Raw genomic sequence first — 24,697 nt, forward strand, 5'->3', positions numbered from 1 at the left:
GGCCGCAAGGACAAAACGCCGCCCGCGTCTCCCTTCCTCTTTCCAACAATGTCAAAGATCGGGGCATCGGTCGAACCGGCACCCACCCCACACGCCACGGACCGACCCACACCCGGCAAAACCACCGCCAGGCACGCCCCAGTCCATTGTCGGTAGAGACGCCCGCCTCGCCAATCCCGACCGCAGCCAGATACCGGAGACAGACAATCCAGCGCCCGGTCCACTCCCGCGGCCGGCGCCGATGAGCGGGGTATACGGAGCCAGCTCAGAAGCGTCAACCGGAAAGATTCAAAAATGTCGGTCGCTCGGCGCCGCGCCCCGCCGCAACCCCGTCCTCCAGCAGTCTCAGGCCTCCACCGACAGGGTGAGGCCGTCATGGGCCGGGACCACGTCCCGCGGCAGGCGGCCGGCCAGCTCGGCGTAGTCGAGTTCGGTGTGCAGGTTGGTGAGCACCGCCCGCCGCGGGCGCACCGCGGCGATCAGGGCCAGGGCGTCCGAGACCGAATAGTGGGTGGGGTGCGGCGTGTCGCGTAGGGCGTCGATGATCAGCAGGTCGAGATCTTCGAGCCGGGCCCGGGTCTCCGCGGGCACGCGGCTCACGTCGGGCAGGTAGGCCGCGGGACCGAACCGGAAGCCCAGAGCCGGCTCGTTGCCGTGCTCGACGGGCAGGGCCTCGGCGGTCAGCGGCCCGCCCTGCCCCGCCAGCGTCAACGGCTCCCCCTCCGGCAGGGCGCGCAGGTCGAGGATCGGCGGGTAGGCGCTGCCGGGGGGCGTCACGAAGCAGTAGCCGAAACGGGCGGTGAGCGGCGCCCGGGTCGGGGCATCGGCGTAGACGGGGATGCGCGCCCGCATCCGGATCACCAGCGGGCGCAGGTCGTCGATGCCGTGGGTGTGGTCGGCGTGGGCGTGGGTGTAGAGCACGCCGTCGAGATGCGTGACGGCGGCATCGAGGAGCTGCTCGCGCAGGTCGGGAGAGGTATCCACGAGAACCGTCGTGCGTCCCGCGGGGCCGGCCCGCTCGACGAGCAGCGAGCAGCGGCGGCGGCGGTTGCGCGGGTTCGCCGGGTCGCACACCCCCCAGCCGCTGCCGACCCGCGGCACGCCGCCGGACGAGCCGCAGCCGAGGATGCGCAGGGTCAGCGTCGCCATCCGGTTCTCCCGCCCGGGCGCCCCACCCGGCCGGGGCGGACCGTTCAGGTCACCGTCCCGGCGCGGGCTCTCCGACGACCACGGGACGTCGTCTCACACACAACCGGATCGGTCGTATCGCGGCCGGCCGGGACCTGTCACGCCCGCGCCGCGCCGTTCCCTGCCGCCGCCTTGTCGAACAACCGGAAAAAGTTCGCGGTGGTGATCCGCGCCAGTACCTCCGGCGTCAGGCCGAGGGTGTCCGCGAGGGAGCGGGCCGTGTCGGCAGTGTAGGCCGGCTCGTTGGTGCGGCCCCGGTGCGGCTCGGGGGCGAGGAACGGCGCGTCGGTCTCCACGAGGATCCGGTCGAGCGGCACGCCCCGGGCGATGTCGCGCAGCTCGTGCGAGCGGCGGAAGGTGACGATCCCGGAGAAGGACACGTACAGCCCCAGCGCGACGCCGGCCTGCGCCAAGCGCGCCCCGGAGGAGAAGCAGTGCAGCACCGCCCGGAACGGCGCGCGCGCCATCTCCTCCGTCAGCACCCGCTCCATATGGGCGTCGGCGTCGCGGGCGTGGATGACGAGCGGCAGGCCGGACAGGCGGGCTGCCTCGATATGGGCGCGCAGCACCCGCTCCTGGACCGCCTCGGGGGCCGCGTCGGCGTAGTGGTAGTCGAGCCCCGCCTCGCCGATGCCGACGCAGCGCGGATTCCTCTTCGCATGGTCCGCGATGGTTTCGGCCGGGACGTCCGGCTCCTCGGCGGCGCCGTGCGGGTGTGTGCCTACCGTGTACCAGACCCGGGGATGCGCCGCGGCGATCGCCCGGTAGGTCTCGGCCTTCGCCACCCGGGTCGCGATGGTGAGCATGCCCGTCACCCCCGCCGCCTCCGCGCGGGCGATGACCCCCGGCAGGTCGGCGGCGAACTCGGGAAAATCGAGGTGGCAGTGACTGTCGATCAGCATTTTTGGGGACTTGGATTCGCGCCCTGGGGGTGCCGCTACGCCGCCGGCGCCTCGGGCCGCTCGAAGCGCGGGAAGATCGGGCTCGGGGCCGGCAGCGCCGTGCCGGGTGTCAAGCGGCCCCCCTCCCCCGCGTCGCTGAACCGGCGGCGATCCTGCGGCACGGCGAGCAGGTCGAGGAGCTTGCCCGCCGCCTCCGGCACGAAGGGCTGGACGACGAGGCCGATCCCCCGCAGCGCCTCCAGCGTCGTGTAGAGCACCGCGTCCATCCGCGCCGGATCGGACTTGCGCAAGCGCCACGGCTCCTGGGCCGCGAAGTAGCGGTTGGCCTCGGCCACCGCCGCCCAGATCTCGGCGAGGATCGTGTGGAGGGCGAGATCCTTCATCAGCGCCCGCGCCCGCTCCGGCAGGGCGTCGACCTGGGCCAGCAGCGCCCGGTCCACGTCAGTGAGGTCGCCCGGCTCGGGGACGCAGGCGGAAGAATTCTTGGCGACCATGGTCAGCGAGCGCTGGGCGAGGTTGCCGAGGTCGTTGGCCAGATCCGCGTTGATGCGGCCGATGATCGCCTCGTGGCTATAGCTGCCGTCGCCGCCGAACGGCACCTCCCGCAGCACGAAGTAGCGGACCGGATCGACGCCGTAAGTGTCGGCGAGCTCGAACGGATCGAGCACGTTGCCGAGCGACTTCGACATCTTCTCGCCCTTGGAGAGCAGGAAGCCGTGGCCGAACACGCGCTTCGGCAGCGGCAGCCCGGCCGACATCAGGAAGGCCGGCCAGTACACCGCGTGGAAGCGGACGATGTCCTTGCCGATGACGTGCAGGTCCATCGGCCAGAATTCTTTTTTCGGATCGGACGCGTCGGGGAAGCCGGTGACCGTCAGGTAGTTGGTGAGCGCGTCGACCCACACGTACATGACGTGCTCCGGGTGCCCCGGCACCGGCACGCCCCAGTCGAAGGTGGTGCGGCTCACCGACAGGTCCTTGAGGCCGGCGCGCACGAAGCTCGCCACCTCGTTCATCCGGGTCTCGGGCCCGACGAAGCCCGGCTGCTCCGCGTAGAGCGTCAGCAGCCGATCCTGGTAGGCGGAGAGGCGGAAGAGGAAGTTCTCCTCCTCCATCCAGACCACCGGCGTGTCGGTGGCGAGGGAGCGGCGGGAGCCGTCCTCCAGGAGCCGGGTCTCGGCCTCGTCGTAGTAGGCCTCGTCGCGCACCGAGTACCAGCCGGCATAGGTGTCGCGGTAGATGTCGCCGTTGGCCTCCATCCGCCGCCAGATCTCCCGGGCGGCGGCGTAGTGCGGTTCCTCCGTGGTGCGGATGAAGCGGTCGTAGGCGCAGCCCATCCGGTCGGCCATCGCCTGGAAGCGGGCACTCGTCCCGTCGACGAAGGCGCGCGGGCTGGTGCCGGCGCGGGTGGCCGCCTGCTGGATCTTGAGGCCGTGCTCGTCGGTGCCGGTGGAGAACAGCACGTCGTAGCCGTCGAGGCGGTGGAAGCGCGCGATCGCGTCGGCGGCGATCACCTCGTAGGCGTGGCCGATATGCGGCGCGCCGTTGGGGTAGGAGATCGCCGTCGAGATCCCGAATCTTTTTGGGGTTTGGCCGTCCGTCACGCGCATGTCCGATCGGGCGATTGCGGGGCCGCCGGGACGCCCGCGCCGTGTCCGCGGGGGTCGGCGATCCGTCGGGTCAGGCGTTCGCCAGATCCGCGAACAGCGACAGCACGACGGGCCGGCGGTCGAGGTTGTAGGTCGCGGCCTCCCGGGCGGCGCGGGCGAACTTGTCACACACCTCCACCAGGGCCGCAAGACGGGCGGGCGGCTCGGCCCGCCGCCGGTCGAGTTCGGCCGAGACGAAGCGCAGCACCGCGTCCTCGGCCGCCGCGAAGCGCGCGTCGGCATCGCGGCCCGACAGGGTCTCGGCGAGCTTGAGCACCCGCGCCCAGTCCGGGCTCGCCGCGCGGCCGAGCAGGGTCTCGACCTCGGCCACCAGCCCGGATGTGACGGGGTCGAGCATGGCGAGCGCCCGGGCGACCGAGCCCTCGGACGCCGCCGCCGCCCGGGCGAGCGCCGCCTCGTCCGGCGGGGGGAGGGGCAGCGCCCGCACGGCCCGGATCACCTCTTCGTCCGTCAGCGGCCGCAGCGCCAGCGCCCGGCAGCGCGAGCGGATGGTCGGCAGCAGGCGCCCGGGCTGGTGGGCGAGGATCAGGAACAGGGCGCGGGCGGGGGGCTCCTCCAGCACCTTGAGCAGGGCGTTGGCGGCGTTGGCGTTGAGGTCCTCGGCGCTGTCGAGGATGCAGACCCGCCAGCCGGAATCGGCGGCGGTGGCGGCGAACAGGTCCAGCGCCCGGCGCACCGCGTCGACCGCGATCCTGGTCGGCAGCGCCTTGGCGCCGGGGGCCCGGTGGCGGCGCAGGGCCACGAGGTTCGGATGCGACAGGCCGGCGATCTGCCCGTGCACCGGGTGGTCGTCCGGCACCGCGAGTCCCGCGGGCCCCCCGCCCCCCGGATAGGCGAGGAGCCGCCGGGCGACCCGGTAGGCGAGCGTCGCCTTGCCGATGCCGGCGGGGCCGCCGATCAGCCACGCGTGGTGCAGGCGCCCGGCCGCGAGCGCCTCGGCGAAGGCCGCCTCCGCGCCGGCGTGGCCGACGAGGGCGGCCGTCTCGCGCGGGCGGGGCACGCCGGCCACGTCCCCGGGCTCGACATCGTCGGGCGTGCGCTCAACCGGCATGCCGTCCGCTCCCCGCTCCGGTCTCGGCTCCGGCTCCGGCTCCGGCCCGGTCCCCGGCCCCCTCCCCCGGCAGGAGGTCCGGCAGGCGCGCGGCCACGACCGCGCGGATCGCGGCCTCGACAGCGTCCGGCGCGCCCCCCGCGTCGATCACCGCGCAGCGCTCCGGCTCCCGCCCGGCGATCTCCAGGAAGGCGGCGCGCAGGCGCGCGTGGAAGGCGGGGGCCTCGGCCTCGAACCGGTCGGGGGCAGCCCCGCGCCCGGCGGCGCGGCCGAGCCCGGCCTCGGGGGCGAGGTCGAGGATCAGGGTGAGATCGGGGCGGGTCGGGCCGACGACGACGCGCTCCAGCGCCGCCACCACGCCGGGCTCCAGACCGCCGGCAGCGCCCTGGTAGGCCCGGGTCGAGTCGATGAAGCGGTCGCAGATCACGACCTCGCCGCGGGCGAGCGCCGGGCGGATCAGCCGGTCGAGGTGGTCGATCCGGGCGGCGCTGAACAGCAGTGCCTCGGCGAAGGGGCCGTAGGGCTTGGCCGCGCCGCCGAGCAGCGCGGCACGGATCTCCTCGGCCCGGGCCGAGCCGCCGGGCTCGCGGGTGACCGTCACCGGCCGCCCGGAGCGGGCGCGGAGCGTCGCCGCGAGGCGGGCGACCTGCGTCGACTTGCCGGCCCCCTCCCCGCCCTCGACGGTGATGAAGGCGCCCCGCGTCGCCGCGCCGCCTGCCGCGCCCCTCGCCTCGACCCGTCCGCCGGTCACGTGGGGTTCGCGGCCTTGTCCTCGGCCTTCTCCGGCTTGCCCTTGCCCTTGGCCACCGTGTCGAACGCCTTGCGCATCAGGCCGGTCCCGAATTCCAGGGCGGCGTCCATCGCCCGCTGCGGCAGGGTCCCCTGGGCCACCGCGGCGCCGGCGTAGAGCGGCAGGTCGAGGGCCACCGTATCGCCGCGCTGCACGCGCAGCACGCCGACCCGCTGCCCCTCCTCCACCGGGGCGACGAGCGGGCCCTGGTAGATCACCTTGGCGCTGACCCGGTCGGTGGAGCCGCGCGGCAGCAGCACCCGAACCGGCTTCTTGGCCACGAGCGGCACCGAGCCGGCCTCGCCACCGAACACCGAGGCGTCGGCCACCGTCTCGCCGGCGGCGAAGATCTGCCGCGGCTCGAAGGCGCGGAACCCCCATTCCATCAGCTTGCGCGACTCGGCGGCGCGATCCCGGGCGGTCTTGAGGCCCGAGACCACCATGATCAGCCGCTGGCCGTTCTGCACCGCCGAGCCGGTCAGCGCGTAGCCGGATTCCTCGAGATAGCCGGTCTTCAGCCCGTCGGCGCCGATGTCGAGCGCCAGCAGCGGGTTGCGGTTCTGCTGGCGGATCTTGTTCCAGGTGAACTCCTTCTCGGCGAAGATCTTGTACAGGTCCGGATAGGTGTCGATGATGTGGATGGCGAGCTTGGCCATGTCGCGGGCGGTGACCCGCTGGTCGGGGGCCGAGTAGCCGGTGGCGTTGCGGAAGGTCGAGTTCGTCAGCCCGATCTCCTTGGCGCGCTGGTTCATGATCCCGGCGAACGCCGCCTCCGAGCCGGCCATGTTCTCGGCGATGGCGATCGCCGCGTCGTTGCCCGACTGCACGATCAGCCCGCGGAGCAGGTCGGACATCTTCACCCGGCTGTTGAGCTGGGCGAACATCGACGAGCCGCCCCCGCCCGCCCCGCCGCGCCGCCACGCGTCCTCGGTGATCGTGAACTCCGTGTCCATCGACAGCCGGCCGGACTTCAGCGCCTCGAACACGATGTCCGTGGTCATCAGCTTGGCCATGCTGGCCGGGGCGAAGCGCTCGTCGGCGGCCTTCTCGAACAGCACCGAGCCGGAATCGGCGTCGATCAGGATCGCGTGCGGGGCCGCGGTCTGGAAGGTCTGGGCGCGGGCCGGCGCGGCGAGCGCCAGCGCGGCGGCGAGCCAGAGGAGGGGCGTGAAGGGCCTGCGCATCGCGGATCTCCGGTGGGCGCCCGCTGGCCGCACCCGCGGCGACCGGCCACCCTGAGACAACAAGCGTGACCATACCGCGGTTTCGGGCGCGGATCGAACGCGAATTGCCGCGGCGTCGGCCCCGGCCCGCTTCAGAGTACGGCGGATGTCCCGGATGTGGAACGGCCGCCGTCAGTAGATTCCCGCCAGCCGGGGACCGTGCTTGCCCGCCGGGCCCGCCGCCTGCCGCGTGGCGGGCGGTGCGCCCGTTCCAGCAGTGCCCGTTCCAGCCGTGCCCTTGCCCGCAGCGACCTTGCCCGCAGCGCCCTTCGCACCCGCGGCTTCCTTGGCCGGCGCCGCGGAGGCGGAGAGCTTCGCCATGGCGAGCTTGGACGAGACCGGCATCGCCGGGGCGGGGTGGGCTGCGGCGAGGGTGCGGGACGCCGGAGCGGCCTGCGCCGCGAGACGGGTCGGGGCGGGGCGGGGGGCCGCGGCCGGTCCCTTTGCCGCGGCTTTCAGGCCGGGCGCGGGGGCCGCGCGGGAGCCGCCGGGGTTGAGCCCGGCCACCTTGAGGTCCGGCGCCTCGAAATTCGCCGTCCTGAGATGTGCGGTCTGCACCGGCGCAGGCCGGAACGCCTGTGCGCGGGGGGCGGTGGGCTGCACGGCCGCCGGCACCGCCACGGCGGCGCTCGCCAGCACGATCGGCGCGCGGACCGGCCGCGGCACCGGCGCCTCCTCGCGCTCCTCCCGCTCCGGCGCCGGCTTGAAGGCCAGGGGCGCCGCCCCGCGGGCGTAGCGCTCGGGCTCCTCCGAGGGGCCGAGATCGGCGAGCATCACCGGCGAGCGGATGCCGGCCGGGCGGCCGTCGGTGCGCAGGGTCGCGAGCAGCCTGCGGTCGTCGGAACCGGCGACGGAGGCCTTGCCGACGTACTCGACGCGGATCCGCGCCGTGCCCTTGCGGTGGAAGCCCAGCGCGTCGGCGGCCTCCTCCGAGACGTCCATGACGCGGCCGGCGTGGTAGGGGCCGCGGTCGTTGACGCGCACCACCATCGAGTGGCCGTTCTCCAGGTTCGTCACCCGGGCGTAGCTCGGCAGCGGCAGGGTCGGGTGGGCGGCGGCGATCGAGTGGCGGTCGAACACCTCGCCGTTGGCGGTCATCCGCCCGTGAAAGGCCGAGCCGTACCACGAGGCCAGCCCCACCCGGACGTAGCCGCGGGCATCCTCGCGCGGCGTGTAGGTCTGGCCGGCGACCACGTAGGGCTTGCCGCTGAACCGGCGCCCGCCCCCCTTCGGGATCACGTCGCCCTCGTTGTAGAGGCGCGGACTGGCCTTGACCCCGTATTTCGGGTCGATCTCGCTGCCGGAAGCCAGCCGCTGCGGGGAGGGGGCGGTCGCGCAGTTGGCCGTGGCCAGCGCCACGCCCGAGACGGCCATCAGCCGCAGGGCGAGGCGCGCGGGCCGGGGGAGCGACGTGCGCACCATGCTGTGGGACACCGATACTCGACGCGTGACCGGGGCCCGGCAGACGGCCCCGCCCGGCCCCCGAGGGCGCCGGACCACCGCAAATTGTCGGCACTGCGTAAAGGAAGCCTGAACGCTGCGGGCCCGGCCGGCGAAACGCGGACCGGCCTCGTGCGCCGCATCAGGATTGCGCTTCAAGATCCTGATGAAAATGGACTATCGGGCGCAGATGATGGTGTGGGTCTCTCTGTCCGCGTCCCCGCCAATATCTTGAGGCATCGCCTCAGAATTTCGGGGCAAATCGCTGATTCTAGGAAGAAATCAGCGCGGCGGGGTGTCGGAGAGCTGCGCGATCGAGCGGGCGCCCCGCTGGCGGAACAGCAGGTCGAGGGCCTCCAGCATCAGGGCGTGCATCTTGGTCCGCTCGGCGTAGGCGAGGTCGCGGAGCTGGTCGTAGACCGGCGGCTCCAGGTAGACCGACATCTGCCGGGCGCGCTGCTTGAGGGTGCCCGCGGGCCGCGGCGCCGGGGCCAGCGCCAGCGGCACGATCTCGGCCGTCCGCGGCGGCGCCGGGGATCTCGGCGCCGGCTTGGCGGGCGGGGTCGCGGAGGCGACGATCGCCGCCAAGCTGAGCTTAGGCGGCTTGGACATGCCGCTCCGTCCTCTGTCCCTGCCGCGGCGCCTGGGTGCGGCGCGCGATCCAGGCCCAGAGCCGGCGCACCTCGTCGGCGGCCTGCCCCTTCGGGTTCAGCTCGGTGACGCCGAGCCCCAGCCCGATCGCGTCCTGGTGGTCGGTGCGGGCGACGATGTTGACGTCCGGCAGCACCCCGAGCACCGCGAGCCCGTCGGCCGCGTCGCGCACCCGGTAGGAGCGCGGCGGCGTCTGGTTCAGCACGAAGGCGAACCGCTTCTCAAGCCGGTAGACGGCGGCGAGCGTCGGCTTGAAGGCGCGCAGGTCCGCCGGCGTCGGGCGGCAGGGAATGATGCACAGGTCCGCGGCGCGGATCGCCGAGAGGGTTCCGGTGGAATCGACGCCCGGCGTGTCGATGAACACGTAGTCGTAGGCCGACTCGCGCAGGCGCTCGATCACCGCATCGATCTGCGTTGCGTCGATCTGCGCCACCTCGGGTCCGTCCACCGTCCGGTGGTCGAGCCAGTCCGACACCGTCGCCTGCCGGTCCATCTCCAGGATGCAGACCGTGTGCCCCGCCTCCCGGGCGGCGACCGCCAGCGAGATGCACAGCGTGCTCTTGCCGCTGCCGCCCTTCTGCGTGACGAAGGTGAGCGCTTTCATCGCCAAGCCCCCTGCGCGAGTTCCATGCGGTCGGCTCACGGCCGCCGCGGACAACCTGAAGTACGGATTACGCGTCCGGCCGCGGATCCTGTGACCCAGGGATGCCCGGTTCCGGGATGCGGGATCATGGTTAACGGTCCGTTAAGGGCCGCGCCGCCTTCTGCGCCGGGGTCGATAAACTTTAGGTTTGCAAGAGCGGGTGCTCGACCGGTCCGGACCTTTGCATACAGGCGTGAATGCCGTAACTTCCGCTAAATCGGCTCCGCGCGCCCGCAGTGGGCCAACTTCAGGTTAAGAAGCGGCCGGGCCGGCATGAGAGGTGCGCGAGGCGCAGCATGGCAGAACCCCCGATCCCGCAATCCGTGCTCGAAGCCTCGGGGGTGGTCGGCACCTGGGTCCACGACCACTGGGCCGGGCGGCTGGCCCTGTCGGGCACGCTGGCCGGGCTGCTCGGCCTCGACCCGGAGGCGGCGGCGACCGGGGTGCCGCTCGAAGCCTTCCTCGATCGCACCCACCCGGAGGACCGGGTCCGGGTCGAGAGCTACCTGCACGCGGTGTCCGAGACCAGCGGCCCGGTGGAGGCCGAGTTCCGCACCCGCGACTCGCGCGCGGGCGTGCGGACCCTGCTGATGCGCGGCCGGATCGAGCGGGACCCGACCGGCCACACGGTGCAGGGGCGCGGCATCGCCATCGACCGCACGGAGGAGTCCAACCCCGGACTCGCGCAGAGCGAGCGCCTCGTGAACCGGATGGCCGAACACGTCATCGCCCTGCGCGGCCTCGCCCAGACCCTGCATAGGCCGGCGCTGACCGAGGGGATCGACCGGCTGATGATCGAGATCGGGTTCGAGCTCGCCCGCTTCCTGCCCGAGCCCGAGGACGAGCCCCGCCACTGATTTCTGCCGCCTCCGCGCCGGGTGCCCGGCGCGACCGGATTGCTGGCGCCCGCGGGGACACGCTACGGTCCCGGCGAGGCTTCGACGCGAGCCCGGCCGAGGGGGGACGATGCGCGACACGATCTACGACCGCGACCTCGATCGGGTGCCGGCCAACCATCAACCGCTGACGCCGCTGCTCTATCTCGACCGCGCGGCGCGGGTATTCCCCGACCACGTCGCGGTGATCCACGGGGGCCTGCGGCGCAGCTACGGCGAACTCTACGCCCGCGCCCGCCGCCTCGCCGCGGCGCTGACGGCCCGCGGCATCGGCCGCGGCGATACGGTGGCGGCGCTGCTCGCCAATACCCCCGAGATGGTCGAGTGCCACTACGGCGTGCCGATGACGGGGGCCGTGCTCAACACCCTCAACACCCGCCTCGACGCGGCCACGATCCGCTTCTGCCTGGAGCACGGCGAGGCCAAGGTGCTGATCACCGACCGCGAGTTCGCCCGCATCGCCGGCCCGGCCCTGGAGGGGATGGCGCGGAAGCCCGTCATCATCGACGTCGACGACCCCGAATACGACGGGCCGGGCGAGCGCCTGGGCGAGACCGACTACGAGACGCTTCTGGGGGAGGGCGACCCGGAGCACGACTGGGCGCTGCCCGGCGACGAGTGGGACGCGATCACCCTCAACTACACGTCCGGCACCACCGGCGACCCGAAGGGGGTGGTCTACCACCACCGCGGCGCGGCGCTGCTCGCGCTCGGCAACGTGGTCACCGGCGCGCTCGGGCAGCACCCGGTCTATCTCTGGACCCTGCCGATGTTCCACTGCAACGGCTGGTGCTTTCCCTGGACCCTGTCGATCGTGGCCGGCACCCATGTCTGCCTGCGGCAGGTGCGGGCCGACGCGATGTACCGGCTGATGGCCGAGCACGGCGTCACCCATCTCTGCGGCGCGCCGATCGTGATGCAGCTCCTGATCAACGCCCCCGACGCCGAGCGCCGTCCCCTGCCCCGTCGCGTCGCCTTCTTCACGGCGGCCGCGCCCCCGCCCGAGGCGGTTCTGGCGGGAATGTCCGAGGCGGGCTTCGACGTCACCCACCTCTACGGGCTCACCGAGTGCTACGGGCCGGCGGTGGTCAACGCGTGGCACGCCGACTGGGACGCGCTCGCCGCCGACGCCCGGGCCGCCAAGAAGGCCCGGCAGGGGGTGCGCTACCCGGTGCTGGAGGCCCTCGACGTGCGCGACCCCGAGACGCTGGAGCCGGTCCCCGCCGACGGGCAGACGCTCGGCGAGGTGATGATGCGCGGCAACGTGGTGATGCGCGGCTACCTCAAGAACCCGGCCGCGACGGAGGCGGCGTTCCGGGGCGGCTGGTTCCACACCGGCGACCTCGGGGTGAAGCACCCGGACGGCTACGTGCAGCTCAAGGACCGCTCGAAGGACATCATCATCTCCGGCGGCGAGAACATCTCGTCGATCGAGGTCGAGGACGTCCTGTTCAAGCACCCGGCGGTCGCCGCCGCGGCCGTGGTCGCCAAGCCGGACGCGAAGTGGGGCGAGACGCCCTGCGCCTTCGTCGAGCTGAAGCCCGGCGCCCAGCCCAGCGCCGACGAGTTGATCCAGTGGTGCCGCGGGCGGCTGGCCGCCTACAAGCTGCCGCGCCACGTGGTGTTCGGCGAGCTGCCCAAGACCTCGACCGGCAAGGTCCAGAAGTACGTCCTGCGCGAGCGGGCGCGGGAGGGCTGAGGCGCCCTACTCCGCCCCGCGCCGAGGCCGGTCCGTCCGCACCGGCACGCGCACCGGGACCCGCTTGGCCGCCCGCAGGTCGGCCGCGACCTGGGCGAGGAACGCCCGGAGCGAGACGAGGCTGAACACGGCGATGCCGCTCACGAGGGCGGCGGAGACGAGGGTCTTGGCGGTTGCGGGATCCACGGTCGGGGTTCCTCAGGTCGCGCGGCCCGCACGCTTTCGGCCGCGACGGGGATGAGGTGGGGACCCGCGGTCCCGGGCGCCACCCTCCCCCCGCCGTTCCTGACATGCGTCCCGCTCCGGGTTCGTGCGCCGGCGCACGCCGCGTCGAGCCGTCCCGCTCCGCCCGCGAAAACGCCGGTCGAGGCTGGTCGCGGCGGGCGTTTCCCGCGATAAGCGCCGCACGGGCCGGGTGAGAGCCCGCGGGGGATGGCATGGCCGGCAGCCGCATCGCGCGAGGGGCCCTGACGGCGCTGCTCGCCGCACGGACGGGGATGCTCGCGGGCCTGCTCGGGGCGGGCGTCGCGCCCGGGCCGGTCCGGGCGCAGGGCATGCCCCGCGAGGCGGTGCCGGCGCGGCCGCCCGAGCGGGCGGCGGACGCCGCGAAGGCGCCGGAGACGGTCTCCGGGCCGGTGACGCGGGCGGCCTACTTCTACATCGGCGGCCGCTATCAGAAGCTCGGCGACAAGACCGTGATGGTCGGCCAGATGTTCGTGCAGTCGCGCACCCCCGCCAAGGTCACCCAGCCCTACCCCGTGATCATGGTCCACGGGCTGTCGCAGACCGGCGTGAACTTCCTCGCAACCGCCGACGGCCGGCCGGGCTGGGCCCAGCGCTTCGTCGAGAAGGGCTATCAGGTCTACGTGGTCGATCAGGTCGGGCGCGGGCGCTCGGGCACCAACCCGGAGGTCTACGGCCCCTACGACCGGCTCGGCACGCGCCAACTGGAGCGGATCTACACGGCGCCGGAGGTCTACGACCTGTTCCCGCAGGCCAAGCTCCATACCCAGTGGCCGGGGGGCTCGGGGGTGCAGGGCAACCCGAGCTTCGACCAGTTCTACGCGAGCCAGGTGCCCTACCTCGCCAACTCCCAGCAGACCGAGGAACTCGTCGATCCGGCGCTCATCGCTCTGCTCGACAAGATCGGGCCGGCGGTCGTTCTCACCCACGGCCAGTCGGCCCTGTTCGGCTGGGCGGTCTCGGACGCGCGGCCCGACCTCGTGAAGGCGCACGTGGCGGTCGAGCCGAACGGGCCGCCCTTCTTCGACGTGCAGTTCCGCGGCGGCAAGGATTTCTGGGAGAAGTCCGGCGACGGCCGCGCCCGGGCCTACGGCCTGACCCGGGTGCCGCTGACCTTCGAACCGCCGGTCAAGGCGCCGGAGGATCTGGTCGTCACCCAGCAGGCCAAGGCGGCGGGCGAGGGCCGGATCCGCTGCTGGCTCCAGGGCGACCCGGTACGCAGCCTGCCCGTCCTCGCCCGGGTGCCCGCGGTGGTGGTGACGGCCGAGGCCTCGTTCCACGCCACCTACGACGAGTGCACGATCGCCTTCCTCAATCAGGCCGGCGTCCGGCCCGACACGATCCGGCTGGCCGACCGGGGCCTGCGCGGCAACGGCAACCTCGTGATGCTGGAATCGAACAGCGACGCGGTGGCCGACGCGCTGGTGGCCTGGCTCGCGGGACGGGTGAAATAGGGTCTCGAGAGGACGCGCCCTATCCTCCGCCGGGCTCGGCGCAGGGGATCCGCTGCGGCCCGGAGAGGCGGGTCGGCAGGTCGTCGATGCGCAGGCGGCGGCGCAGACGCCGCGACAGGGCGTCGACCGCCACCGTCAGCGCGGCGGTGGCGGCGATGAGGATCACGGCCACGTCGAGGCGCAGCTCCGAGATCGCCGCGTCCACGTAGAAGCCGAGGGTGGCCACCCCCAGGATGCCGAAGATCGCGCTCTCGCGCAGGATCAGCTCCCAGCGGTAGAGCAGGTAGGCCAGGAACTGCCCGTAGAGCCGCGGCACCGTCTCGTAGGCGTAGAGGTCGAGCCCCCGCGGCGCGTCGGGCCGGTAGGGGATGGCATCGGCGTGCCGGCCCATCAGGTAGGCGACGATGCCGGCGTTGTGCAGCGCCAGCGCGAGGATCGCCGGCAGCATCGAGGGCCCGAGCAGTTGCAGGCCGACATAGGCCAGCATGTACTCGGGGGTGGAGCGCACCACCACGAGCAGCACCCGCCCCAGCGGGCGCCCGAGCCGCCCGGCGAAGCGCCGCGCGGTGAGCGGGAACAGCAGGAGCGCCCCGAGCCCGGTCGCGACCAGGGCGATCTGCGCGAGGATCAGGGTCTGGAGGATGCCGGGCAGGATCTGGCCGGTGAGAATCGGTGCGAACCACGCCCAGAGCCGCGCCCAGGTCTCGGGGGACGTGGGATCGCCCGTGCGCAGGGGCGCGGGGACGATGTCGTGGCCGAGGAAGCGGGTGAGGCTCGCCCCCACGTCGGCGCTGCCGATCGCCGGCGGCAGCGCCAGGACGGCGCCGACGAGGAGCACCGGCAGGGTCACCCCGCGCACCCACAGCCGGCGGGTGCCGATCAGCGCGTAGAACACGGCGAGCAGGGCTCCGGCCTCGGCGTAGCGCCCCTGCCGGAAGGCGGATTCGAGGTAGAAGCCCATGGTCGGCAGGCCGATGAAGCCCAGCACGAGGCTGGAGCGCAGTCCGCATTCGAGCCGGTAGAGGGTGTAGTCGCGCATCCGCGCGGCGGTCTCCGGCAGGCGGGCGTAGAGGAAGGCGGAGACGGCGCCGGTGCCCGGCGGCAGCACCCGCAGGGCCGAGAGGTCCGCCTCCTCGACGATCTCGGCGTAGACCTTGGCGCAGATGCCCGCGTAGGGCAGCGCGATGGCCAGGATGCCGGTGGTGGCCGAGAGGCCGAACACCTGCATCAGGAGGAGCGCCCAGAACAGCTCGTGCACCGCGCGCAGGCCCGCGCAGGCGAGTCGCACGGGGCGCGAGCGCGCGAACGGCACCGCCAGCAGGAAGCCCGCCCCGACCCCGAGCCCGACGCCGAGCACCGCGAAGGCCACGGTGTAGACCACGCTGCGGATCTCGACCGCCAGGAAGTCGGGCCGGACGAGGCCGCCCAGCAGGCGGGCGAGATCGGCCAGCGGGTGCAGCGTCGTGACGTGCAGGTCGGCGACGAGCAGGCAGACGAGCGCGACGGCCGCGAACCGGCGGCTCACCGCCGCGTAGCCGAGCCCGGCCGGCGCGGGGTGCATCAGGCGGCCGCGTAGTACGGGGCGAGCCGGCCCGGGTCGAGGCTCCGGGCCGGCGCGTCGAGGGCGATGCGCCCCGCCTCCAGCACCACGATCCGGTCGGTGTGGGCGAGCGCCAGAGCCACGTCGTGGAGCGCCACGATCACGGTCTCGTGGCCGGCGGCCAACTCGGCGAGGATCGTCCCGCCCTGCGCGCGGTCCAGCGCCGAGACCGGCTCGTCGCCCACCAGCACCGGCCGGCCGTTGTAGAGGGCGCGGGCGACCGAGACCCGCTGCTGCTGGCCCCCCGACAGCTCCCCCGCCCGCGCCCAGAGTTTTTCGGAGAGCCCGACGCGGGCGAGCACCGCTTCCACCGCGACGACGTCCGCACGGGCGGGGCGGACGAGCGTGCACAGGTTGTGCAGGGTCGAGCGCCGGTCGAGGCGGCCCATGTAGACGTTGTGGAACACGGAGAGCGGCCGCACCAGGGCGGCGGCCTGCGGGACCAGCGCCACCCGTTCCGGCGCCCGCGCCTGGATCAACCCGATCAGGGTCGACTTGCCGGCCCCCGAGCGGCCCATCAGCGCCACGCGCTCGCCCGCCCGCACCGTCAGGTCGATGCCGGACAGGATCGTGCGGTCCCCGTAGGCCGCCGAGGCGTTCTCCAGGGCGATCGCCGGCTCGGCCACGGCCTCAGTCCAGGAGGCCGGTCGCGCGGCCGACCTCGACGAGGGGCTCGTAGGCGGCGTCGGTGACGGGGATGAAGCGCGTCCGCCCGAACGGCTCCAGGATCGCCGGGTCGGCGATGCCCACGAGGGCGTCCCGGAGCCTGTCGGTGAAGCCGGCGCCGTAGGTCTTGTCCACGTCGGCGCGGACCGTCCACTGGTAGTCCGGGAAGGGCGGGCTCTCCCAGATCACGGAGACCGCCTTGGGGTCGACCTTGCCGGCCTTGGTGTCGAGGTCCCAGACCGAGTAGTCGACGGCGCCGACGGCGTAGGCGCCCGATTGCACGAGCTGGATCGTGCGGGTGTGGTCGCCCGAGAAGCCGACACGGGCGAAGACCTGCTCCGGGGTCCTGCCCGGGAAGGCCTGCCGGATGAAGTACTCGGGCATCAGCCGCCCCGAGGTCGAGGCGCGGGCGCCGAAGGTGAAGGTCTGGCCCGCGACGGTCTTCGGGAAGTCCTTGCCCGGCTTCAGGCCGGTGGCGCTGTTGGCGATGACGTAGGTCTTGAACGCCGCGTCCTCGGCGCCCTGGGCGATGGCGTGCGAGCCCGGCACCGCCCGGCGCGCCTGCACGCCGGTGAAGCCGCCGAACCACGCGAGCTGCACTTGCCCGTTGGTGAAGGCGGTGACCGCCGCCGGGTAGCTCTTCACCGGCACGTAGCGCACCGGCACGCCGAGCTTGTCCTCGAGGTAGCGCGCGACCTTGCCGAAGCGCTCGACGAGGCGGCTCTCGTCCTGATCGGGGATGCCGGTGAAGACCAGGGGCGGCTTCCCCTGCGCCCGCGCCGGCCCGGCGGCGAGCGCCGCCAGCACCCCGAGGGCGAGCCGCCCCAATCGCCGCCTGATCATCGTGCCCCCGCCGCGTCACCGTCCGCGGGGGCGTAACAGACTCGGGCCGCCGGGGACATCATCGGATGTCCCCGGCGGCCGATCGAAGCGAAGTTGCTCTCGGCGACCCGGCCGCGCTCAGCGGGAGCGGCGGTGATGACGGCGATGGTGCCGGTGGTGGCCGCGCCCCATCGCCTGCCGCGAGGTGGACACGGCGCCGCGGTGCATGCCGCCGGTGCGGCCGTTGCCCATGGCCTCGGCGTTGCGGTCGAGGCCGGCACCCGCGGCGTGGCCGGGGGTCGGGGCGGCGGTCAGCGCCAGACCGAGGGCGAGCATCGCGCCGAGGGCAAGCTTTTTCATGATCTCAAACCTTTCCGCGGACCAGCGCCGCAGCATCGGAACGAGCGGATACTGCTACGGTTCGGCGCCCCGCGCAACCTGGAAGTCTGACACGGTCCGGGTAGTCTGGCCCGTAGTTAAGGGCGCCTAACGGCACTGACATCCGGCGTGCCGACGCAGCCGCTACGCTTTCACAACTCCCACTTGTGCAGGTCAGGTCCGCGCCCGTTTCCGTCAGGCGCGCCAACTCACGCGCGCCGCGCGCTCGGCCCCCGTCCCGATCGCGTAGAGCGTCGGCTGCCCGTCCGCGGGGGCGCCGACGCGGGTGGCGGAGACGCCCTCCGGCAGCCGGCCGCCCAGGAGGTCGAGGACATCGTCCGAGGCGGCGATCTCGAGATCGGCCGCCTTGGCGCGGGCTTCGAGGCGCGACAGGGCGTTCATGGCGGGCCCGAGCACCGTGTACTCCGCCCGCACCCCGTCGTCGAAGACGCCGACCAGGACGCTGCCCGCGTGCAGCGCCACGACCGCGCGGATGGTGAACGCGCCCTCGATCATCCGGCGGGCGTTCAGCGCGGCGATCCGGGCGCGGATCGCCGCGGCGCAGCCGAGCGCCGCCCGGGCCTGCGCGTCGGGCGTGCCCACCACGAACTGCACCAGCACCGCGTCGCCCACGTACTTGTCGACGAGGCCGCCATGCTCGGCGACCGCCGCCTGCGCCGCCGCCCGCACCGCCAGCAGCGCCGCCACCATCGCCTCGGGCGGGTGCTCGCGGCTGAGCGCCGAGAAGCCGCGGATGTCGAGCACCATCAGGCAGGCGTGGCGGCGGCGCATGCCGCGGCCCTCGTCGCTGGCGAGGTCGCGGGCGACCGCGGCGGGCAGGAAGCGGGCCAGCACCGCCCGCTCCTGCTCGACCCGCAGCGCCCGGCCGACCGCCCCGCGCAGGCGCGTCATCCCGTCGAGCACGAGGAGGCCCGTCGCGACGAAGGTCGCGAGCCCGACCGCCTGTGCGGTCGGGTGGGTGTCGGGGCCCGGGAACAGGCCCGGATTGACCTGCCCGAGGACGAAGGCGGTCACCCAGCTCGCCGTCACGATGGCGCAGAACACGAGCGTGTGGCCCGCCCGCATCGTCAGCCCGGTCTGGAGCAGCAGCAGGAAGGCCGGCAGGCGGCTCACCGCGTCGGCGCCCGCCTCCGTGCCGCCGCCGGCCAGCATGTGCTCGACGATGACGTAGACGGCCAGAACCGCGTTGAGCACGGTGCCCGCCCAGGCGAACACCTCCGCCAGGGGACCGCCGCGCCGCTCCGCCAGCCCGAACCCGATCGAGCCGAGGCCGTAGAGGACGAGGATGAACCAGTGGCTCAGGGCGTGCAGGGACCCGTCATAGGCCTGCGCCGCCATCAGCAGCACGAGCACGATCACCACGCGCAGGGCGAGCAGCCGCGTGCCGCCGCCCGCCTGCATCGCCCGCAGCACCGCGTCGTCGCCGTCCCGCCGCGCGTCCGCCCCCGCGGGGGCGGGGCCGCGCCCGCCGGCGCCGACCCCGCCGGACGCCGTCGTCATCCGGCCCGGCCGAGGCGGCGGGCCGCGCCGAAGCGGTTGAGGAAGCGCGGCTCCTTCTCGGGCGCGATCCGCACGGCGAGATGCAGGGTGCCGTCGCCTTCCGAGCGCCGGTCGAGGATCTCGGCGTTCTCGTAGAGCCAGTTCAGCGATGCCCCGTCCTCGGGGGGCAGGGTCACCGCGAAGCTCGTCCGGCCCCGGGCGATCCGGGCCTCGATCCGGGCCGCCAGCGTCGCCAGCCCCTCCCCGGTCAGCGCCGAGACGAGCACCGGCGCGTCGCTGTCCCGGTCGGCCCGGGTCCGCGCCTGCCCGCTGAGGTTCAGGAGCCGGGTGCGCTCCGCCTCGTCGAGGAGATCGGCCTTGTTCCAGACCTCGATCAGGCGCCCGTCCGCGGTCTCGATGCCGAGCTCGCGCAGCACCACCCCCACGTCCTCGGCCTGGGCCTCAGTGTCGCCATGGCTCACGTCGCGCACGTGCAGCAGCACGTCGGCCTCGATCGCGTCCTCCAGCGTGGCGCGGAAGGCGGCGATCAGCGGGGTCGGCAGGTCGGAGATGAAGCCCACCGTGTCGGACAGGATCACCGTCTCGCCGTGGGGAAGCTTGGTGGCCCGCGCCGTCGGGTCGAGGGTGGCGAACAGCATGTCCTTGGCCGTCACCTCGGCGCGCGTGAGCGCGTTGAACAGGCTGGACTTGCCGGCGTTCGTGTAACCCACGAGCGCGACGATCGGGTAGGGCACGCGGCGCCGGCTCTGCCGGTGCAGGCCGCGGGTGCGCACGACCGCGTCGAGGTCGCGCTCGATCCGGGTCATCCGCTCCTGGATCATCCGCCGGTCGGCCTCGATCTGGGTCTCTCCGGGGCCGCCGAGGAAGCCGAAGCCGCCGCGCTGGCGCTCCAGGTGGGTCCAGGACCGCACCAGCCGGCTCTTCTGGTAGGCGAGATGGGCGTGCTCCACCTGGAGCGTGCCCTCGCGCGTGGAGGCGCGGCGCCCGAAGATCTCGAGGATCAGGCCGGTGCGGTCGATGACCTTGGCGCCCCAGGCCTTCTCCAGGTTGCGCTGCTGCACCGGCGACAGGGCGCAGTCCATCACCACGAGGCCGATCTCGCGGGCGCGGACGAGGCCGGCGATCTCCTCGACGCGGCCGGTGCCGAGATAGGTCGCCGGGCGGATGCGCTGGAGAGTCACGGTGAGGCTCTCGACCACGTCGAGCTCGATCGCGGCGGCGAGCCCCGTCGCCTCGTCGAGGCGCGCCTCGACCGCGCGCGACGGCGCCCCCTGCCCGCCCCCGGCGCCCCGCACGAGGTAGGGCCCGACCACGAGGGTGTGGGTGGCGGCGGCGATCTCGCCCTCGGGCGCGGCCTGCGCCTGGAGCCGGGCCTCGCCCGCGGTCAACGGTTCGGTCATTCAGCCTGCGTGCCGCCGGGCCGGCCGGCGGGTCGGTTCGAGAGGGTCGAGACCCTGGTATGGGGATCGCCGCGGCCCGGGCCAAGATGGCCGGCCCTGCGATGGCCGGTTCTCGGGTGGCCCGGCACCGATCCCGCGCGGCGCGGACGCCGGTCTCACGCCTTCTCGGGGGTCTCGTCCGGCTCGAACAGTTGCACGGGGTGCCCGGGCATGATCGTCGAGATCGCGTGCTTGTAGACGAGCTGCGAGTGTCCGTCGCGCCGCAACAAGACGCAGAAGTTGTCGAACCACGTCACGACGCCCTGAAGCTTCACGCCGTTGACGAGGAAGATCGTCAGCGGAATCTTGTTCTTGCGGACGTGGTTGAGGAACGTGTCCTGCAGATTCTGTGCGCGCTCGCCGGCCATTCTTGTCCTTCTCCGGTCTTGTTGTTGTCTCGACGGGTCCGACGCGTGCCGGCCGGAGGATCCGCCGCCGCACGCCTCTCCGCCGGGCGGCGGACGGTCCGTATTACGTGTTCAACTCTCTGGAAGACGCAAGGTCCGAGCCGGCCGGGGCGTGACGGATGGGCGCCACTCTCAGCGAATCCGCCCGCTCGGGCGGGAGGCCGCGCCGTGGGTCTCGCAGATGCGAAGGCGGGCAGGCCGGAACCCCCGCCCCGGCCCCGGCCCGATCAGGGGCCAATGCCGAGCGACTTCAGCTTCCGGTGCAGCGCCGAGCGCTCCATGCCGATGAACTCGGCGGTGCGGGAGATGTTGCCGGAAAAGCGGGCGATCTGCGCCACGAGGTACTCGCGCTCGAAGATCTCGCGGGCCTCGCGCAGCGCGAGGCTCATCAGCTTCTCGCCCCCCGCCCCCGCCGGCGTGGTCGGCACCAGCGCACCGATCTCCGAGGGCAGCATCTCGGAGGTGACCTCCTGGTCCGGGTCGGCCTGGGTCAGGATCATCAGCCGCTCGACGTTGTTCTTGAGCTGGCGGACGTTGCCCGGCCAATTGTGCGACTGGAGCACCGCCATCGCGTCCTCGGCGATCACCCGCTTCGGCAGGCCGGTCTGAGACGAGATGTTGTCCATGAAGAACTGGATCAGCTCCGGCACGTCCTCGCGGCGCTCGGACAGGGCCGGCACCCGGATCGGCACCACCGAGAGGCGGTGGAACAGGTCCTCGCGGAAGCGGCCGGCGGCGATCTCCTCCTGAAGGTCGCGCGACGAGGAGGAGATGATCCGCACGTCGACGTGCACCCGCGTGGTGCCGCCGACCCGCTGGAAGTTCTGGTCGACGAGGACGCGCAGGATCCGTCCTTGCGTCTCCCGCGGCATGTCGGCCACCTCGTCGAGGTAGAGGGTGCCGCCGTGGGCCTCCTCCAGGGCGCCGACCCGGCGGCCGTTCTCGCCCTCGACGCCGAACAGCTCGGCCTCCATCGTCTCGGGCAGGATGGCGGCGGCGTTGAGCAGCACGAACGGGCCGCTCGCCCGCGCCGACGCCTTGTGGAGCCCGCGCGCGGCGAGTTCCTTGCCGGAGCCGAGCGCCCCGGTGATCATCACCCGCGCGTTGGTCGGCGCCACGCGCTCGATCGTCTGGCGGAGCTGGTTGACCGCGAGCGAGGCGCCGACGATGCGGTTGGCCTGCCCCGAGCGCGCCTTCAGCTCGCGCACCTCGCGCTTGAGGCGGGAGGCCTCCAGCGCCCGCTCGGCCACGAGGATCAGCCGGTCGGCCTTGAACGGCTTCTCGATGAAGTCGTAGGCGCCCGCCTTGATCGCCGAGACCGCGGTCTCGATGTTGCCGTGGCCCGAGATCATCACCACCGGCAGGTCCGGGTGGGCCGCCTTGATCAGGTCGAGCACCTGGAGGCCGTCGAGGCGCGAGCCTTGCAGCCAGATGTCGAGGAAGACGAGGTGCGGGCGGCGCGATTCGATCGCGGCCAGCGCCTCGTCGGAGCCGCCCGCGGTGCGGCAGCGGTGGCCCTCGTCGTCGAGGATCCCCGCCACGAGATCGCGGATGTCGGCCTCGTCGTCGACGATCAGGATATCGGCGCTCATGCCTGCATCTCCGCGATCCGGGGCGTCGGCACCGCGCCCGCCTCCTCTGTCCTGTCGGTCGCCCGGGGGGGCGTCTGGCCGGGGGGCGGGGCGCCCGCGTCTCCCCCGCCCGCGGCCGGCTGGGCGGGGCCGGCCTCGCGGGGCACGCGCATCCGCACCTGCCCGCCGCGGCCGGCGGGGTTGTCGTTCAGCTCGATCCCGCCGCCGTGCTCCTCAAGCACCTTGCTGACGATGGCAAGCCCGAGGCCCGTGCCACCGTCGCGGGTGGTCATGTAGGGCTCCAGCAGCCGCTGGCGTCCCTCCGCCGGGAAGCCCTTGCCGTTGTCGGTCACGGTGATCACCGCGAAGCCGTCGTCCACGGCGAGGTCGAGGGCGATCCGGCCCTTGCCCAGGGTCTCCGGCGGCACCTCGACCACCGCCTCGACGGCGTTCTTGAGGATGTTGGTGATCACTTGGCTGAGCAGCCGGATGTCGAAGGCCGCCACGATCTTTTCCGACTTGTCCGCACCCCCCTGGGCCGAGAAGGCGAAATCGATATCGGGGTGCGCGACGCGGATCATGAAGAGATTCTGCTTGGCGATCTCGGTCAGGTCGTTGGGGGCGATCGCCGGCTTGGGCATCCGCGCGAAGGCCGAGAACTCGTCGACCATGCGCTTGATCTCGTCGACCTGGCGCACGATCGTCGCCGTGCACTGGTCGAACACCTCGCGGTCGGTTGTGATGACCTTGCCGTACTTGCGCCGGATGCGCTCGGCCGAGAGCTGGATCGGGGTGAGCGGGTTCTTGATCTCGTGGGCGATGCGGCGGGCGACGTCGCCCCAGGCGGAGGTGCGCTGGGCCTGGACGAGGTCGGTGATGTCGTCGAGCGTCACCACCGAGCCGCGGGCCCCGCCCGGCGCCTGCTCCCCGGTCACCCGCACCGTCACGGTGCGCTCGCTCTTCGACTCGCCCCGGGTCCGGGTGAGCTGGATCTGCTGCTGGATCGCGCGCTGGCGCGCCTCGCCCTCGGCGAGCACGGGCGCCAGTTCCGGCACGGCGCGGGCGAGCGGCTGGCCGACGAGCCGATCGCTCGCCAAGTCCAGAATCCGCTCGGCGGCCGGGTTGGCGATGGTGACGAAGCCCGCCGCGTCGAGGCCGATCACCCCCGGCGACACCCCCGACAGCACCGCCTCGGTGAAGCGGCGGCGGGCGTCGATCAGATCGTTGGCGGCGATCAGGCCGGCGTGCTGGCGGCGCAGCTCCTGGGTCATCTTGTTGAACGATTCGCCGAGGCTCGCGAGGTCGCCGCTGGTCTTGCGGGTCGGCACCTGCGCGTAGAAGTTGCCCGACGCCACCTGATCGGCGGCGTTGATCAGGCGGCGGATCGGCGCGACGAAGCGGTTGGCGAAGTTGAGCCCGAACCACACCGCCGAGAGCAGCGCGATCAGCGCGATCAGCACGAAGACCAGGGCGAAGGTGATCTGGATCGAGCGGCGCAGCGAATCGTAGGTCAGGTACTCGGCCGCGGCCGCGCGCGACACGCCGGGGAACTCGATGGCGAGCTGGCTCACCTCCCGCTGCACCATCAGCACCGCGTCGTCGTAGGCGGGCATGCGCAGGAGCGCGGCGAAGACCCGGCCCTCGGTGGGCAGCAGGCAGATCGGATCGCTCGATTTGGCCGCGTCCTCGAAGGCGGCCGCCGACGGCAAGCGGGTCTGCTTCAGGATGTCGATATTGGCCCGCGCCACCACGTCGGTGGGGCCGCGCATGATCTGCGCCACCGGCAGGCCGAGGTTGCTCGCCCGGGTGGTGAGGAAGGTCTCGAACCAGCCGCGGTTCACGTCGAAGTTCGGCCGCGCCCGGGTGAGGTCGTCGGCCAGGATGCGGATCTCCCGGGCGAGCGACTGGCACTGGTTCTCCTGGTAGGCGTCGGCGACCTCCACCGACTTCAGCACCACGTCGCGCACCCGGTCGGTGAAGCCCAGCGACAGGCCGCGGTCGATCGTCACGGAGGCCACCACCGCGAGCAGGATGGTGGGCAGGATCGCGATCAGCGAGAACAGGCCGACGATGCGCGAGTGCAGGCGGGCCACCGCGGCGTTGGCCCGGCGGGCGTGCAGGAAGACCCGCGCCTCCCAGGCGATGATCACCGCCAGCCCGAGCACCAGGGCGACGTTGAGGGCCAGCAGGGCGACGCCGTAGGTCGGCGTCGGCGTCACGCGGATGACGCCGGCCAGGATCAGGAAGGTGGCGATCGCCGAGACCAGCGCCGTGATCACCACGGCCGCGCCGATCCAGCCGGGCCCGCGCGGGCCCGGCCGCAGGGATTCCTCCAGCGGCGCGGGCCCCTCGAGGGGCGGCGGCGGGGCGTCCGCGGTCCGGGAGCGTCGCAGGAACGGCATCGGTGGTGCAGGGCCACAACAGTGTGGCGGAATTAATACGA

General features: G+C 73.1%; 22 protein-coding genes. 3 read left to right on the plus strand and 19 right to left on the minus strand.

Annotation, left to right across the window (positions count from 1 at the left end; all coding sequences use genetic code 11):
* Window positions 1–345 precede the first annotated feature (345 nt).
* From Q8W71_RS11925 to Q8W71_RS11965, 9 genes are all read right to left on the minus strand, one after another.
* Window positions 346–1,149 carry an MBL fold metallo-hydrolase gene (locus tag Q8W71_RS11925; RefSeq protein ID WP_305525591.1) on the minus strand — a complete coding sequence of 268 codons (804 nt, stop codon included), beginning with the start codon at window positions 1,147–1,149 and terminating at the stop codon, window positions 346–348.
* Between the two features lie 137 nt (window positions 1,150–1,286).
* Window positions 1,287–2,090: a TatD family hydrolase gene (locus Q8W71_RS11930; RefSeq protein WP_305525592.1), complete on the minus strand. Its 804-nt coding sequence runs from the start codon at window positions 2,088–2,090 to the stop codon at window positions 1,287–1,289.
* A 35-nt stretch (window positions 2,091–2,125) separates the two neighbouring features.
* Complete coding sequence (gene metG, locus Q8W71_RS11935; RefSeq protein WP_370875395.1) at window positions 2,126–3,700, minus strand: methionine--tRNA ligase; 1,575 nt, start codon at window positions 3,698–3,700, stop codon at window positions 2,126–2,128.
* Window positions 3,701–3,770: 70 nt separating this feature from the next.
* On the minus strand, window positions 3,771–4,811 hold the full coding sequence (locus Q8W71_RS11940; protein WP_305525594.1) for a DNA polymerase III subunit delta': 1,041 nt from the start codon (window positions 4,809–4,811) through the stop codon (window positions 3,771–3,773).
* On the minus strand, window positions 4,801–5,562 hold the full coding sequence (gene tmk, locus Q8W71_RS11945; RefSeq protein ID WP_305525595.1) for a dTMP kinase: 762 nt from the start codon (window positions 5,560–5,562) through the stop codon (window positions 4,801–4,803). The genes Q8W71_RS11940 and tmk overlap by 11 nt, the downstream gene beginning before the upstream one ends.
* Window positions 5,559–6,785: a D-alanyl-D-alanine carboxypeptidase family protein gene (locus Q8W71_RS11950; RefSeq protein ID WP_305525596.1), complete on the minus strand. Its 1,227-nt coding sequence runs from the start codon at window positions 6,783–6,785 to the stop codon at window positions 5,559–5,561. The genes tmk and Q8W71_RS11950 overlap by 4 nt, the downstream gene beginning before the upstream one ends.
* Window positions 6,786–6,956: 171 nt before the next feature.
* Window positions 6,957–8,246 carry a septal ring lytic transglycosylase RlpA family protein gene (locus tag Q8W71_RS11955; protein ID WP_305525693.1) on the minus strand — a complete coding sequence of 430 codons (1,290 nt, stop codon included), beginning with the start codon at window positions 8,244–8,246 and terminating at the stop codon, window positions 6,957–6,959.
* 300 nt (window positions 8,247–8,546) lie between these two features.
* Window positions 8,547–8,876, minus strand: coding sequence for a ribbon-helix-helix domain-containing protein (locus Q8W71_RS11960; RefSeq protein WP_305525597.1), 330 nt, complete (start codon window positions 8,874–8,876; stop codon window positions 8,547–8,549).
* Complete coding sequence (locus Q8W71_RS11965; RefSeq protein WP_305525598.1) at window positions 8,860–9,519, minus strand: ParA family protein; 660 nt, start codon at window positions 9,517–9,519, stop codon at window positions 8,860–8,862. Before Q8W71_RS11965 ends, Q8W71_RS11960 begins: the two co-directional genes overlap by 17 nt.
* A gap of 335 nt (window positions 9,520–9,854) precedes the next feature.
* Between Q8W71_RS11965 and Q8W71_RS11970 the strand changes: the two genes are divergently transcribed.
* The gene (locus Q8W71_RS11970; protein ID WP_305525599.1) at window positions 9,855–10,415 is read left to right on the plus strand and encodes a PAS domain-containing protein; all 561 of its coding nucleotides are present in this window, start codon (window positions 9,855–9,857) and stop codon (window positions 10,413–10,415) included.
* Between the two features lie 109 nt (window positions 10,416–10,524).
* Window positions 10,525–12,153, plus strand: coding sequence for an acyl-CoA synthetase (locus Q8W71_RS11975; RefSeq protein WP_305525600.1), 1,629 nt, complete (start codon window positions 10,525–10,527; stop codon window positions 12,151–12,153).
* Between the two features lie 6 nt (window positions 12,154–12,159).
* Here the strand turns inward: Q8W71_RS11975 and Q8W71_RS11980 are convergent, their stop codons facing one another.
* Window positions 12,160–12,339, minus strand: coding sequence for a hypothetical protein (locus tag Q8W71_RS11980; RefSeq protein WP_305525601.1), 180 nt, complete (start codon window positions 12,337–12,339; stop codon window positions 12,160–12,162).
* Between the two features lie 251 nt (window positions 12,340–12,590).
* On the opposite strand from Q8W71_RS11980, the gene Q8W71_RS11985 reads away from it, so the two are divergent.
* Window positions 12,591–13,850 carry an alpha/beta hydrolase gene (locus Q8W71_RS11985; RefSeq protein WP_305525602.1) on the plus strand — a complete coding sequence of 420 codons (1,260 nt, stop codon included), beginning with the start codon at window positions 12,591–12,593 and terminating at the stop codon, window positions 13,848–13,850.
* Window positions 13,851–13,869: 19 nt separating this feature from the next.
* On the opposite strand, the gene Q8W71_RS11990 is transcribed toward Q8W71_RS11985, so the two are convergent.
* From Q8W71_RS11990 to Q8W71_RS12030, 9 genes are all read right to left on the minus strand, one after another.
* Window positions 13,870–15,411: a PhnE/PtxC family ABC transporter permease gene (locus Q8W71_RS11990; protein ID WP_305525603.1), complete on the minus strand. Its 1,542-nt coding sequence runs from the start codon at window positions 15,409–15,411 to the stop codon at window positions 13,870–13,872.
* Window positions 15,411–16,076, minus strand: a complete 666-nt coding sequence (locus tag Q8W71_RS11995; RefSeq protein ID WP_305525604.1) for an ATP-binding cassette domain-containing protein — start codon at window positions 16,074–16,076, stop codon at window positions 15,411–15,413. The genes Q8W71_RS11990 and Q8W71_RS11995 overlap by 1 nt, the downstream gene beginning before the upstream one ends.
* Before the next feature lie 4 nt (window positions 16,077–16,080).
* Entirely contained in the window at window positions 16,081–16,959 is an 879-nt protein-coding gene (locus Q8W71_RS12000) for a putative selenate ABC transporter substrate-binding protein (protein ID WP_305525605.1), read from the minus strand.
* Between the two features lie 117 nt (window positions 16,960–17,076).
* Window positions 17,077–17,298 (minus strand): hypothetical protein, encoded by a 222-nt coding sequence (locus tag Q8W71_RS12005; RefSeq protein ID WP_305525606.1) that lies wholly within the window; start codon window positions 17,296–17,298, stop codon window positions 17,077–17,079.
* Between the two features lie 213 nt (window positions 17,299–17,511).
* Window positions 17,512–18,837, minus strand: coding sequence for an adenylate/guanylate cyclase domain-containing protein (locus Q8W71_RS12010; protein ID WP_305525607.1), 1,326 nt, complete (start codon window positions 18,835–18,837; stop codon window positions 17,512–17,514).
* A complete protein-coding gene (gene hflX / locus Q8W71_RS12015) occupies window positions 18,834–20,237 on the minus strand; it encodes a GTPase HflX (protein WP_305525608.1) in 1,404 nt (467 codons plus the stop codon). Before hflX ends, Q8W71_RS12010 begins: the two co-directional genes overlap by 4 nt.
* 155 nt (window positions 20,238–20,392) lie before the next feature.
* Entirely contained in the window at window positions 20,393–20,644 is a 252-nt protein-coding gene (gene hfq, locus Q8W71_RS12020) for an RNA chaperone Hfq (RefSeq protein WP_238249876.1), read from the minus strand.
* Between the two features lie 266 nt (window positions 20,645–20,910).
* Window positions 20,911–22,275, minus strand: a complete 1,365-nt coding sequence (ntrX, locus tag Q8W71_RS12025) for a nitrogen assimilation response regulator NtrX (RefSeq protein ID WP_305525609.1) — start codon at window positions 22,273–22,275, stop codon at window positions 20,911–20,913.
* Window positions 22,272–24,656: a sensor histidine kinase NtrY-like gene (locus Q8W71_RS12030; protein WP_305525610.1), complete on the minus strand. Its 2,385-nt coding sequence runs from the start codon at window positions 24,654–24,656 to the stop codon at window positions 22,272–22,274. The genes ntrX and Q8W71_RS12030 overlap by 4 nt, the downstream gene beginning before the upstream one ends.
* Between the last annotated feature and the right edge of the window lie 41 nt (window positions 24,657–24,697).

This window comes from Methylobacterium amylolyticum (genome assembly GCF_030700245.1).
GTDB lineage: Bacteria > Pseudomonadota > Alphaproteobacteria > Rhizobiales > Beijerinckiaceae > Methylobacterium.

What these genes read in the sequence shown, in the direction of transcription:
- Q8W71_RS11925 (WP_305525591.1), bottom strand. Translation starts at nt 1,149, where the DNA reads ATGGCGACGCTGACCCTGCGCATCCTCGGCTGCGGCTCGTCCGGCGGC.
- Q8W71_RS11930 (WP_305525592.1), bottom strand. Translation starts at nt 2,090, where the DNA reads ATGCTGATCGACAGTCACTGCCACCTCGATTTTCCCGAGTTCGCCGCC.
- metG (WP_370875395.1), bottom strand. Translation starts at nt 3,700, where the DNA reads ATGCGCGTGACGGACGGCCAAACCCCAAAAAGATTCGGGATCTCGACG.
- Q8W71_RS11940 (WP_305525594.1), bottom strand. Translation starts at nt 4,811, where the DNA reads ATGCCGGTTGAGCGCACGCCCGACGATGTCGAGCCCGGGGACGTGGCC.
- Q8W71_RS11950 (WP_305525596.1), bottom strand. Translation starts at nt 6,785, where the DNA reads ATGCGCAGGCCCTTCACGCCCCTCCTCTGGCTCGCCGCCGCGCTGGCG.
- Q8W71_RS11955 (WP_305525693.1), bottom strand. Translation starts at nt 8,246, where the DNA reads ATGGTGCGCACGTCGCTCCCCCGGCCCGCGCGCCTCGCCCTGCGGCTG.
- Q8W71_RS11960 (WP_305525597.1), bottom strand. Translation starts at nt 8,876, where the DNA reads ATGTCCAAGCCGCCTAAGCTCAGCTTGGCGGCGATCGTCGCCTCCGCG.
- Q8W71_RS11965 (WP_305525598.1), bottom strand. Translation starts at nt 9,519, where the DNA reads ATGAAAGCGCTCACCTTCGTCACGCAGAAGGGCGGCAGCGGCAAGAGC.
- Q8W71_RS11970 (WP_305525599.1), top strand. Translation starts at nt 9,855, where the DNA reads ATGGCAGAACCCCCGATCCCGCAATCCGTGCTCGAAGCCTCGGGGGTG.
- Q8W71_RS11975 (WP_305525600.1), top strand. Translation starts at nt 10,525, where the DNA reads ATGCGCGACACGATCTACGACCGCGACCTCGATCGGGTGCCGGCCAAC.
- Q8W71_RS11985 (WP_305525602.1), top strand. Translation starts at nt 12,591, where the DNA reads ATGGCCGGCAGCCGCATCGCGCGAGGGGCCCTGACGGCGCTGCTCGCC.
- Q8W71_RS11990 (WP_305525603.1), bottom strand. Translation starts at nt 15,411, where the DNA reads ATGCACCCCGCGCCGGCCGGGCTCGGCTACGCGGCGGTGAGCCGCCGG.
- Q8W71_RS12000 (WP_305525605.1), bottom strand. Translation starts at nt 16,959, where the DNA reads ATGATCAGGCGGCGATTGGGGCGGCTCGCCCTCGGGGTGCTGGCGGCG.
- Q8W71_RS12005 (WP_305525606.1), bottom strand. Translation starts at nt 17,298, where the DNA reads ATGAAAAAGCTTGCCCTCGGCGCGATGCTCGCCCTCGGTCTGGCGCTG.
- Q8W71_RS12010 (WP_305525607.1), bottom strand. Translation starts at nt 18,837, where the DNA reads ATGACGACGGCGTCCGGCGGGGTCGGCGCCGGCGGGCGCGGCCCCGCC.
- hflX (WP_305525608.1), bottom strand. Translation starts at nt 20,237, where the DNA reads ATGACCGAACCGTTGACCGCGGGCGAGGCCCGGCTCCAGGCGCAGGCC.
- hfq (WP_238249876.1), bottom strand. Translation starts at nt 20,644, where the DNA reads ATGGCCGGCGAGCGCGCACAGAATCTGCAGGACACGTTCCTCAACCAC.
- ntrX (WP_305525609.1), bottom strand. Translation starts at nt 22,275, where the DNA reads ATGAGCGCCGATATCCTGATCGTCGACGACGAGGCCGACATCCGCGAT.
- Q8W71_RS12030 (WP_305525610.1), bottom strand. Translation starts at nt 24,656, where the DNA reads ATGCCGTTCCTGCGACGCTCCCGGACCGCGGACGCCCCGCCGCCGCCC.